At 43.6% G+C, this 11,949-nt stretch carries 13 protein-coding genes; 11 read left to right on the top strand and 2 right to left on the bottom strand.

The annotated features are described in order from the left end of the window. Positions 1–41: 41 nt before the first annotated feature. The 11 genes from B5G11_RS01475 to B5G11_RS01430 all read left to right on the top strand — a co-directional run bounded on the left by B5G11_RS01475 (position 42) and on the right by B5G11_RS01430 (position 9,927). Positions 42–1,010, top strand: a complete 969-nt coding sequence (locus tag B5G11_RS01475) for an ORF6N domain-containing protein (protein ID WP_087251910.1) — start codon at positions 42–44, stop codon at positions 1,008–1,010. 74 nt (positions 1,011–1,084) lie between these two features. Beyond that, a complete protein-coding gene (locus B5G11_RS01470) occupies positions 1,085–1,696 on the top strand; it encodes a type I restriction enzyme HsdR N-terminal domain-containing protein (RefSeq protein WP_158099178.1) in 612 nt (203 codons plus the stop codon). A gap of 146 nt (positions 1,697–1,842) precedes the next feature. Beyond that, positions 1,843–2,046, top strand: coding sequence for a hypothetical protein (locus B5G11_RS01465; RefSeq protein WP_158099177.1), 204 nt, complete (start codon positions 1,843–1,845; stop codon positions 2,044–2,046). A gap of 110 nt (positions 2,047–2,156) precedes the next feature. Further along, on the top strand, positions 2,157–2,597 hold the full coding sequence (locus B5G11_RS01460) for a DUF4869 domain-containing protein (protein WP_087251907.1): 441 nt from the start codon (positions 2,157–2,159) through the stop codon (positions 2,595–2,597). Positions 2,598–2,607: 10 nt separating this feature from the next. Next, complete coding sequence (locus B5G11_RS01455; RefSeq protein WP_087251906.1) at positions 2,608–3,579, top strand: translation initiation factor 2; 972 nt, start codon at positions 2,608–2,610, stop codon at positions 3,577–3,579. 172 nt (positions 3,580–3,751) lie between these two features. Next, the gene (locus B5G11_RS01450) at positions 3,752–4,162 is read left to right on the top strand and encodes a peptide deformylase (protein WP_087166526.1); all 411 of its coding nucleotides are present in this window, start codon (positions 3,752–3,754) and stop codon (positions 4,160–4,162) included. 1 nt (position 4,163) lies between these two features. Beyond that, positions 4,164–4,751: a class I SAM-dependent methyltransferase gene (locus tag B5G11_RS01445; protein ID WP_087251905.1), complete on the top strand. Its 588-nt coding sequence runs from the start codon at positions 4,164–4,166 to the stop codon at positions 4,749–4,751. Positions 4,752–4,812: 61 nt separating this feature from the next. Next, on the top strand, positions 4,813–5,514 hold the full coding sequence (locus B5G11_RS01440; protein ID WP_242958847.1) for an acyltransferase family protein: 702 nt from the start codon (positions 4,813–4,815) through the stop codon (positions 5,512–5,514). Further along, a complete protein-coding gene (locus B5G11_RS16600; protein ID WP_242958845.1) occupies positions 5,435–5,827 on the top strand; it encodes an acyltransferase family protein in 393 nt (130 codons plus the stop codon). The genes B5G11_RS01440 and B5G11_RS16600 overlap by 80 nt, the downstream gene beginning before the upstream one ends. A 74-nt stretch (positions 5,828–5,901) precedes the next feature. Then, positions 5,902–6,843: a choloylglycine hydrolase gene (gene bsh, locus B5G11_RS01435; protein WP_087251904.1), complete on the top strand. Its 942-nt coding sequence runs from the start codon at positions 5,902–5,904 to the stop codon at positions 6,841–6,843. Between the two features lie 132 nt (positions 6,844–6,975). Continuing rightward, the gene (locus tag B5G11_RS01430; protein ID WP_087251903.1) at positions 6,976–9,927 is read left to right on the top strand and encodes a lamin tail domain-containing protein; all 2,952 of its coding nucleotides are present in this window, start codon (positions 6,976–6,978) and stop codon (positions 9,925–9,927) included. Positions 9,928–9,975: 48 nt separating this feature from the next. On the opposite strand, the gene B5G11_RS01425 is transcribed toward B5G11_RS01430, so the two are convergent. Beyond that, a complete protein-coding gene (locus tag B5G11_RS01425) occupies positions 9,976–10,437 on the bottom strand; it encodes a hypothetical protein (protein WP_087251902.1) in 462 nt (153 codons plus the stop codon). Positions 10,438–10,472: 35 nt separating this feature from the next. Then, positions 10,473–11,939, bottom strand: a complete 1,467-nt coding sequence (locus tag B5G11_RS01420) for a DNA methylase (RefSeq protein WP_087251901.1) — start codon at positions 11,937–11,939, stop codon at positions 10,473–10,475. Positions 11,940–11,949 lie beyond the last annotated feature (10 nt).

The raw sequence follows: 11,949 nt of genomic DNA, 5'->3' as shown, positions 1-11,949 counted from the left end.
TGCTGAATTGATTCGTTGAAATTCGAGAGGCAGGTATAGCTATGAGCAAAACAGAAAAAGAATTGGTAGTTATTGATGAAAAAGCCCAGGCACCAAACAGTGAAGTGGCACACTATAATATTAAGAGCATGATTTATGTTATACGCAACCAGCAGGTTATGCTGGATAGCGATTTAGCCATGTTGTATCAGGTGGAAACAAGAGTTTTTAATCAGGCTGTAAAAAGAAATATAGCACGCTTTCCGGATAGTTTTAGGTTTCAAATTAGTAAAGACGAGTATGAGGCTTTGAGATCACAAATTGTGACCTCAAAAGAGGAGGATGCTAATGGTAACAAAAAAGGTGGCAGAAGATATTTACTTTATGTTTTTACTGAACAGGGAATCGCAATGTTATCGGCTGTTTTAAGAAGCGATGTTGCTATTCAAGTTAGTATCAATATTATGAATGCATTTGTAGAGATGAGGCGTTTTATAGCCAATAACGCTTTGCTTTTTGAACGTATCAGCAACATAGAACTAAAACAGCTAGAATACCAGAAACAGACTGATGAGAAATTAGAGCAGATATTTGAGTACATATCCGGGCATGAGGAAGCTGGCCAGAAAGTGTTTTTTGATGGTCAGATTTATGATGCATTCAGTTTGATTGTCAGTCTGATACAAAAGGCAGAAAAAGAAATTACACTGATAGATGGATATGTGGATGTGGGAACATTAAATTTACTCTCCAAGAAAAATGAAAACGTGTCTGTTACAATCTACACTCAAAAACGGACAAGACTTACCAAAACAGATGTGGAGAATTTCAATGCACAGTATCCAACTCTGGAAGTGAAATACACAAAGGTGTTCCATGATCGCTTTTTAATTCTTGATAGAGGTACAGCTTATCATGTGGGAGCATCATTAAAGGATGCAGGAAAAAAGTGTTTTGGGATTAACCTTATTCAAGATGCAGGGATCATCAGGGATATATTGCAGAGGTTAGAACTGGAAACGGAGGAATGAGTTTCAAAAGCAGGAATTATTAGCTGAAAATGCGAAACAGTTCCTGCTTTTTATTTTTTGAAAGGGGAATTTTTATGCAAAAACTTCTCTCATTTCACAGAGAATATACATTTGACGGGAAGAAGTATTTTTATGATAAATGCAGGAAAAAGTACATTTTAAAAACACCGGAAGAAATCATACGGCAGACAACAGTCAAATTTTTCAGATGGAAACTGCATACCCCTTTAAGAAACATACAGACCGAAGTTTCCATGAAGCGGTACGGATATCCGGAGCGAAGAGACCGGGCAGATATACTGATTTTACAGCCCGATGGAAATACAATTCTGGCTGTAGTGGAGTGCAAGGCGGCGTATATTCCGATCGATGAGAAGGTAATTGCTCAGCTTTTGCGCTACGCCAAAGCTTTAAATTCAGAATTTGCTTTCGCAACGAACGGAAGTGATCTGAGAGTATTTCGGTTTGATCAGAGATCCGGATATAAAGAGACAGAATGTCCTGCCTCATACAAACGGATGTGCAGATCTAACTGTAATGAAACACCACAGGCAATGACACTTTCTTCACGTCCGGATTTAAAGACGCTTGAGAATATCACATATGTACGCAGACATTATGACAGCTATATAGGAAGACAGACCAGGGAGCATCTGAAGAAAAAACGATACAGGCCGCAGCAGTAGACGATGGGAATAGATGCCATCATGCGCTGCAATTAATATTAGATACAAATATGGAACTATGTCATACCAAAGAAGGAGTGCGTTGCTTTATAAACCACAGCGGGAAAATTAATGTCGGCCGCAAAGGCAGGGCAAAAGTGCAGGAAGTGCTTGAGTATGTAAGGATGAGAATGCCTTCGTTAGTGGACGAAAAGAACGGGCGGATACATTTGGGAGAATTTCGGACTGACAGGTTACTATATGTTACTTCTGAGGAATTTAGTGATTTCTTTGAACACGTGATAAGCTACGTTCTGATTCTTGAAGCGTTTAGAAAGATGAAAAATGGAAAAGATGTGCAAAGGGAATAAGATACGTTAGCAATAGGGAGAAGATTTGCAGATAGACAGTTCCTGCAAATTTGCTTATAATTATGATAATCGGATTGCAAGAAAAATATCTGCTGTTTTGGAGGGCTGTTATGCTGAGCATATATCTGGGAGAAATGGATCAGGCAATTTACTATCCGCCTGTATACTTTGACAATCAGTATGAAGATGAGTGGATTACAGATAAATTATCCATGGAAATGATAAAGGACGTAGATAAATCGGAAGTTATCGGACCGCATTTAATAGAAAGTCCTGTACTGGGTCCTATTTCTGTAAAAGAGATTTCGGGTGGAGTAAAAACGCTTATCCTGATGGCATTTGACCAGTCGGGTAAAATATTTAATGCTTCTGCCTGCGGAGACAACTGCGCAAAATGGATTTTGAAAATAGGCGAAGAAAAAGACCTGACGATTAATCTTCGTCATATTATGGATTTTGGAAATGAAAAATTTGAAATCAAAATTCTCAATACGGGAGAAATTGTTCATGATATGGGGCAGTTTGTGGAAATCGCTGGTAGATATGTGTAGGTGAAGAGTGATGAGAGGAAAATATAAGATCGTTGTAAAAAATAACCGGCTTCACTATGAATTTGAAATAAAAAGAAATATTACCGTTATCCGGGGCGATAGTGCTACTGGAAAAACAACACTGATTAACATGTTGAGACAGTCAGAAAATCTGGGTGCTTCAAGCGGTATTGAGGTGGTATGCAGTGTTCCCTGCAGAATTCTGGAAGGGCCAAACTGGAAGTTAATTTTGGAAAATTCATCAGGAACGATTTTTTTTACAGACGAAGAAAATACATTTATCAATACAGAAGAATTTGCGACAGCTGTTAAGAATTCGGATAATTATTATGTACTGATTACAAGGGAAAATTTATATAATCTTCCATATAGTGTGGAAGAAATTTATGGTATCCATTGTTCAGGAAAATATCATGATACAAAGAAAATGTATAATCAGATGTATCAGATTTATTCTGATTATCAAGAACTTCCAATAGTACCGGAAAAAATTATTACAGAAGATTCTAATTCTGGATACGAATTTTTTAAAGCTGTTGGGAAAGAAAGAGAGATTGTCTGTGAGAGTGCCGGAGGCAAATCAAACATTTTTCAACTGTTGCAGAAAGAAGGACAGGAACCAATATGCGTGATAGCAGATGGAGCCGCTATTGGTCCGGAGATGGATCGTCTGTATAAGTATACGTTAAAAAAGAAAAATATTCATTTGTATTTTCCGGAGTCTTTTGAATGGCTGATTTTGAGTTCGGGACTGATACAGGGAAAGGACATCCAGTCTATATTGGAAAATCCGGAGAACTACCTTGACAGCAGAGAATATTTCAGCTGGGAAAGATTTTTTACAAGTGTTTTGACAGAACGAACCAAGGATTCTTATCTTAGATATAATAAGAAAAAATTAAACGAAAGATATTTGCACGAAAAAAATAAGGAGATGATTCTTGGCAGAATCAAGGGAGTAAAATTTTTGATCGGGAAATAAACGATTGATACTCCTGGTTGACAGGACAAGTATTAGAATGATATAAAATGTAATGAAAGAAGCGGAAAATTCTTTAAACAATAAGGAGTTTCAGCTTCTTTCATGTATTTGAAAGAAATTTATGATATCATAGATTCAGCTGAAAATTAGTGCATAGACAGGATGGATACAAATGGTAAAAACAATTATGAAAGATATTTTCTTCCTTGGGCAGAAGTCTGAGCCTGCTTCAAGGGAAGATTTGCAGGTCGGGAGAGATCTGCAGGATACATTGGCGGCTAACCGGGAGGCGTGTGTCGGCATGGCGGCCAATATGATCGGAGTCAGAAAACGGGTGATTATTGTGAATATGGGGATGTTTGACGTTGTCATGTTTAACCCGGTCATGGTCAGAAAGGACACGCCGTACGAGACAGAAGAGGGATGTCTTTCCCTTCCCGGTGTCCGGAAAACCACCCGTTATCAGAACATTGAGGTGGAATATTATGATATGAACTGGACAAAGCAGCGGCAGAAGCTGAGCGGCTGGCAGGCTCAGATCTGCCAGCATGAACTCGATCATCTGGAAGGAATTCTGATCTGATATGAAAGAGGAAAAATGGGACAAGCTGCTGCAGATCCGCACAACCGGGCGAGATGATTCTCATGCAGACCAGTACCGGTATCCATATGAGCCGACGCCGTATCCGGTTCTGGAGCGTCTGGCAAACAGCGGATATATCCGGAAAGGAAATACGCTTTTGGACTATGGATGCGGCAAAGGCCGTGTTGATTTCTTTTTGTCGTGGCAGACCAGGTGCAGGTCCATTGGAATCGAGTATGATGAGCGGATTTATGAAAAAGCAGTGGAAAATCAGAACATGTCGTCAGTTTCGGGAAGGGTAACGTTTCAGGCTGTCGATGCGGGAGAATTTCCGGTGCCGGAAAGTGTGGACCGGATCTATTTTTTCAACCCGTTTTCTCTGGAAATCCTGCAAAAAGTGATCAGCAGGATTCGGGATTCGTATTACGAGGCGCCAAGAGAAATTTTACTGTTTTTCTATTACCCGTCAGATGAATATATTTCTTTTCTGATGACGGTGAATGAACTGACATTTTATGATGAGATTGACTGTGGAGATTTATATGATGGAAAAGACAGCCGGGAACGGATTGTAATTTTTAAAATGTAAAAAGGAGAAAAGGGATGATATGGAATCCGGCGATTCCTGAAGTCGGGGGAGAACAAATGAGATGAAAGAAAAGAATTATAATCTTGAACTGATCAGGATGATTTCTTTTGTTCTGGTCATTGCGATTCACGTAAGTAATTATTTCTGCAGAGCTTATGGAGAAATTCCGAACAGCGAGTATGCATTTTCTTTGGTGATCGATACGGCAGCGAGGGTAAGTGTACCTTCCTTTTTTATGATTTCCGGGGCGTTGCTGCTGGGAAGAGAGGAGACACTGAAAAAGCACTGCAGAAGGATCTTACGCTTTTTGTCGGTATTGGCTGTATGGAGCGTGGTTTATTATCTGTGGAATACCTGTTATATGAAAACAGAAGTAAAACTGCAGGAAATTATTTTTGTTCCTGCGGAAGCCCATCTTTGGTACCTGTATGCTATGATACCGATTTATCTTGTGCTTCCGTTTCTGCAGGTTATGTGCAGAAACCTGTCGAAGAATCTTGAAACTGCACTCCTGATTATTTCGACAGGAGCAGTGCTTCTGAATTTTCGTACTACTTTTACAGGTGAGGAACTGTATTATGATCTGCCGTTGATTGGAGATAAAGTCTATACATACTACTTGTTTTTCGGTTATTATATTAGCAAGTACAGGAAAAAAAATCCCGATTCGCCAGAAAACAGCAGTGCTGATTTGTATATTCAGTATGGCGGTATCTTTTGGAGCAACCATGGGGGCAACATTTGCAAAAGGGTATCATTATGAAAAAGAATTGACTTATGGTTCACCGTTTGTGATTTTGGCATCCGTTATGTTTTTTATTATTATGATAAGGGTGAATGATGGAAATTTTCAGCCTTCAGACCGCAGAAAGCGTATAATAGACCTTTTTTGCAACTGTTCGTTTGGCATATATCTGATCCATATTTTATTTCTGGATAATTACAAAAAATATATGGAACCAACTGATTTTACGGCATGGATTGCAATACCGGGGCTGACTTTTGTGATTGCGGCAGTGTCCTTTGTGTGTGTCTTGATTATGAGGCAGACAACGATCGGGAAGAAAATTACATAGAGGGAATGAATGTCCGGATGGAGGAAAGTGAATAATAGAATCAAAACGTGCGATAGCGGAAAGGAAAGAATGATATGTGTACCTGTATTACGTATGACAATGGAGATTTTTACTTTGGAAGGAATCTGGATCTGGACTGCTCTTTCGGGGAGAAGGTTGTGATCACACCGAGGAATTTCCCGCTGGATTTCCGTCTGGCAGGGCGTAAGGAACAGCATTATGCCATGATCGGCATGGCATCAGCTGTCAGCCGGTTCCCTTTGTATGCGGAAGCGGTAAATGAAAAGGGGCTGTGTATGGCAGGGCTGAATTTCCCGGGAAACGCATACTATCAGAAACCGGAAGGTCAGGGAATGGAACTTGCCTCTTTTGAGATCATTGCCTGGATTTTGGGAAACTATTCCACGGTGGCGGAAGTGAAAAATGATCTTGAGAAAATGAAAATTGTGGACATTGCGTTTTCTGAGAAGATGCCTCCGGCGCCGCTTCACTGGATGCTGGCGGACCGGGAACAGTGTCTTGTTCTGGAGGCTGTTCAGGAAGGACTGAAAATTTACGAAAATCCATTTGGTGTGCTGACGAATAATCCGCCGTTTGAATATCACAGGCTGAATATGAACAATTATATGAATCTCAGCGCAAAAAGCCCGGAGAACCGCTTTTGTGACAAGCTGAGCTTAAAGCCTTATGCCCAGGGAATGGGAGCGGCAGGATTGCCGGGAGATGCTTCTTCCGCGTCACGGTTTGTAAGGGCTGCTTTCCTGAAATGGAATTCTGTATCGCCGCAGGACGAGAAATCGAATGTTTCCCAGTTCTTTCATATTCTGGACGGGGTATCGATGGTGCGCGGGTCTGTGATTACAGAGGCCGGAACATATGATATCACCACTTATTCCTGCTGTATTAATACACGGACAGGTGCATATTATTACAAAACATACGATGACAGCCGGATCCGGAAAGTAGAGATGCAGGAAACGGATCTGGAAGGAGCTGAACTGATAACGGTGTTTTAGGAAGGGAAAAAGGCAGAGCGTAAGATTGCTCTGCTTTCTTTTTACGATGATTTTACGTGTTGCAACTTCAGATTTGACATTCTCCTGTTAGACTTAAAAAAATCATAATTTGAGAAGGGAGAACGTCTAAATATGAAGAAACGACAGCTCAGTATAGCACTTGCAGCATTTTTAACCGCATCCGCAGTTGCCCCGGCAGCAGGCATGCCTGTGTCTGCTGCATCTTCCGGAAATACGGTTTTTATCAATGAAGTCGAGTCTGATGATCCGAATGGAGGGAATGACTGGATTGAGATAGTGAATACAGGAGATCAGGCCGTGGATATCAGTGGCTGGTTTGTCACAGACGACAAGGGTCTGGAACGGCTTACGAGCAATGAGACAAAGCAATTTCCAGATGGAACAGTGCTGGAAGCAGGAGCGGTAATGGTATTGGAGGACAGTATTGATTTTAGTTTTGGGCTTGGGAAAAGCGATACTGTTTCCTTGTACAACGCAAACAGCAGTCTGAAGGATACCTACAGCTATGACGGACATGCTTTGGGAACTTATTCCAGAGTACCAGATGGGACAGGAGAGTTTGTTGATCAGAGTTCTACGAAGGGAGCGGTAAATGTTACCGCACAGGAACCAGGAGAAGGGGAAAACGGCGAATCCGGACAGAATATGACGGCGCTTGTGATAAATGAAATCAATTCCTCTCCGGATGACTGGGTAGAACTGATGAATACAGGAAATGAAACCATTGATCTGTCAGGGTGTGAAATTCGTGATAATTCCGATGACCATCGGTGGAGATTTTCGGAAGGTTCCACGATAGAACCGGGAGCGCTGCTGGTGGTTGATGCTAAAACAATGGGAAGAATTTATAATGACCAGACAGACACGTTTGAAGAAAATACGTTTGAGGCAGCAATCGGAATCGGGTCTGCGGATTCTATCCGGCTTTATGATTCACAAGGAACTCTTCTAGATGAATACTCCTGGACTGAACATGCTTCATATGAAGGAGATGCGGCTCAGGCTTCTTATGGAAGATATCCGGATGGAACAGGAGCATTTGCACTCACAAAAGAGACAAAAGGACAGGCGAATGAATGGTATGCTCCATCTGTTGTAATCAACGAAGTAGAATCGAATGGTGACAGCACAGACTGGGTAGAAATCAAAAATACAGGAGATACTGCGGTAGATATTTCAGGATGGTACCTGTATGATAATGATCCGGTAGGACATGCGTCCGATATTACTCCTGTAGCGGAAGGAACGATCTTAAATTCGGGAGAATACTATGTTTTTGAGGGAAACCGTGACTTTTCATTCGGTTTGGGGAATGAGGACAAGGTATCCATTTATAACAGCGAAGGCGCGGCTGTTGCTGAATACAGCTGGACGACTCATGCAGCGGGAGTATATGCAAGAATTCCGGACGGGACAGGAGAACTGACGGAATTCCAGACTTCCACTAAAGGAGAGGCGAACCTGATCGTGAATCCCGTGGTGCTTAACGAAGTGCAGTCCAATGATCCGGATGGAGGAGCGGACTGGGTGGAACTGGCAAACCCGACACAGGAAGCGCTGGATGTTTCCGGAATCATCATCAGAGACAATGATGATTCGCATGAGTATGTAATACCGGAAGGGACGACCATTCCGGCGAATGGGTATCTGGTGATTGATGACCTGAATTTCGGACTGGGAAGCGATGATTCTGTCCGTCTGTACGAAGATGGAAATCTGATTGCGAACACTACATGGACCGGGCATACAAGTCCGACCTGGGGACTTTATCCGGATGTAAACGGACAGGAGTACAGGAATACGCAGGAAGCAACTCCGGGAGCAGCGAATAAGTTTGTGGATATTCCGGAAGTAATTGCATGGCCGGGAGCAGAAGAGGTTACCGTATTTGATACAGAATCTACATTTCTGGAAGATTCTTCAGGACTTGACTTTTTTGGAGGACAGTTGTATGCGGTAGATAACGGAACCGGAAAATTCTGGATTCTGGATGTTGCAAAAGACGGCACATTAAGCTTTGCGAATGGATTTGAAGAAGGAAAGAGGATTCGTTTTCAGAAGGATGCATCTGATCCGTCTGCTGCCGGACCGGACGCGGAAGGAATTACAGTAGATGGAGCCGGACTTGTTTATATTGCATCGGAGCGTGATAATAGTCAGAAGGGAATCAATTATAATTCTATTCTGGTGGTAGATCCGGACACAGAAGGATCAGACCTGACAGCAGTCAATGAGTGGGATCTGACGTCTTCTCTGCCGCAGGTATCTGCAAATATGGGAATTGAAGCAGTCGAATGGGTTTCTGACACGGCTGTAACAGACAAACTGTTTGACCAGAATACAGGGGCTGCATTTGACCCGGCAGACTATCCGGATGCGGTCGCTGATGGTGTATTTTTCGTAGCTTTGGAAGATAACGGACATGTTTACGCCTATGTATTGAATGAAGATGGTACATCTGTACAGATTGCAGATATTGATTCCAAACTTGGAGGTGCCATGTCACTGGACTATGATACCTACGAAAATGTTCTTTGGGTGATGACGGATGACGGTTACGGTAATAGAGGAGCAAAAATCACTCTGAATGGAACGGAGACACCGGAAATTGTCCATGTACTTCCGCCGTCAGGTGTGGATACCTCCGCCAATAATGAAGGCTTTGCCATTGCGGATGCTTCTTATACTGTAAACGGACAAAGGCCGGTATACCGGTTCCGGGATGGAGTTACATCCGGTGCACTGACAGTTGGTTCGTTGAATTGTGACTACAGTGAGACATCAGGAGATGATGGACAGCAGACTGGAGGAAATCAGCAGACAGGGGATAACCAGCAGACTGGTGGAAACCAGAACAGCGGAGACAAGAATGCCGGAGGAATGGATGCTCAGAATCAAAACTTTGCGGATCAAAATAAGACTGCCGTTTCTGAAAGTGATTCAGGAACACAGGCACCAAAAACCGGAGACAGCAGTAATGTACTTCTCTGGGCCGGAGCAGCCGTAATTTCTCTTGGAGGAGTAATCAGCGGCTTCATCATGAAAAAGAGACATTTTATGTAATGCTTTGTTAAAATAGCAGAAAGCTTCCTGGGTGAGTAAAAAATCAGCTCATTCCGGAAGTTTTATTTCTGACAGAGATTCAAAAGAAATCACTGTTTCAGTTTCTCCGTCAGAGATGACAAGTTTCTGAAAGACAGAATCAATCCTGGTTACAATTCCTGAAACCTCTTTATAGATTCCAAGAGGTGGCGTGTCAGAATGGTGCATGTCCTCCTGAAAAAAACGAACTGAGAGAGAGCTTCCCTTTTCTACCCGAGAAAGGAGCACGGAAATCTGCAGGGACTTCTCTTCTGACAGAAGTTTTTTCGGGACCAGATTCTTTTTCCAGTCTTCCTCGGCGATTTCCTCTTCATATCCGCGCAGAGCGGCGAAAGGTGAGAAGATCTTTGCGCGGCCGGCAACGGGCATACGGGGATGCCGGTAGGATGGTTCCGGACGGGAAAGATGCAGAATATCCTGATATTTTGCAGTGACGATGCGTCCTTCTGCTGAATTTTTATAGTCTGTCATGGCAACATTTCTCCTTTTTATATGGCGGAAACAGATCAGGCCTTGTGGCCGCCGATCTGCCCGTTGCGCTCCCGCATGGTAGCGCCGTCTAAAAAACTGGTACCTTTCAGTACCGCATTTTTTCCAAAGCGCTTCCGGATATCCAGCATGGATTCCTGAAGCTTCTTTTCTTTTTCCAGCTTCTTTGTGTCGGTAAACAGATTGAGCTGATAGATCCCGTCATCTTTCATTACCCGGTTTGCAGTGATTGTAATACGGCGTATCAGAAGACGGGGATCTGTGATCTGCTCAAACAGCTCTGAAGCTGCCTGGATCAGGCTGCCTGCCAGATTGGACGGAGGATCCAGACGGATCGTACCGTGTGCGCCTTTCGGAACTTTCCGGCCGTAGTGATCGATGTGAACTTCTCCGTGATATGAGCCGCTGTCGCAGTTTTCACGGTCATAGCCGATTCCCAGAGTCAGAGAATCTGTCGTCAGATTCTGTTCCAGAAGACGGTAGGAGAGACTTTCTGTCATCTCCTGGACGACGATCCGGGCTTTCTGATGGTCATAAGGGCAGGAGAGCACCTGGCCCTCACTGGTGCTGTTGTCCGAAGGGCGGTATGATTTAATATCCTGCATGGTGCACGGCTCGATCCCCCAGGCATGATCGATGAGGATTTCCGCATCAATACCAAATTCCTTGTAAAGCATATCTTCTTCTGTGAGGCTGGCCCGTGCCAGCTCGCCCATCGTATGAATCCCGTGCTTTTCCAGACGTCTGACGGTACCGGCACCTGTCTGCCAGAAATCGGTAAGCGGCTGATGATCCCAGAGAAGATACCGGAAAGATGCCTCATCAAGCTCGGCAATCCGGACGCCGTCCGGGTCCGGAGGCGTGCGTTTGGCAACGATATCCATGGCAAGTTTGCAAAGGTACAGATTAGTCCCGATTCCTGCGGTGGCGGTGATGCCGGTGGCGTAAAGGACTTCGCGGATCATTGCTTTGGCAAGGTCATGGGCGGACATCTGATAATGCTCCAGATAGGAGGTCACATCCATAAAGACTTCATCGATGGAATAGACATGAATGTCCTCCGGGGCAATGTATTTCAGATAGATAGAATAGATCTTTGCGGAAAGTTCCATATAGTAGGCCATACGGGGAGGGGCAACCAGATAGGAAACCGTAAGCGTCGGGTCCTGTTTCAAGGCATTTGCGTCAAAGGAAGGCTCTCCAAGAGACAGCCGTCCGTTTTGATTCAGTGCAGTATGACTCTGGATGGCGGCCTGAAGCCTGCGCGTATTGACTTCCTTGACCTTCTGAATGACTTCAAAGAGCCGTGCCCTGCCGGGAATCCCATATGCCTTCAGAGAAGGGGAGACGGCAAGGCAGATCGTCTTTTCAGTGCGGGATTCATCCGCCACTACCAGATTGGTGGTCAAAGGGTCGAGATGACGTGCTGCGCACTCGGCAGATGCATAGTAGGATTTCAGATCAATTGCGAGATAGGTTTTCATCTTGCGTCGC

Source organism: Drancourtella sp. An57 (assembly GCF_002161525.1).
Classification (GTDB): Bacteria; Bacillota; Clostridia; order Lachnospirales; family Lachnospiraceae; genus Sellimonas; species Sellimonas catena.
The sequence above is the reverse complement of the archived record's forward strand: the minus strand, read 5'-3'. Positions and strand labels throughout refer to the sequence as shown.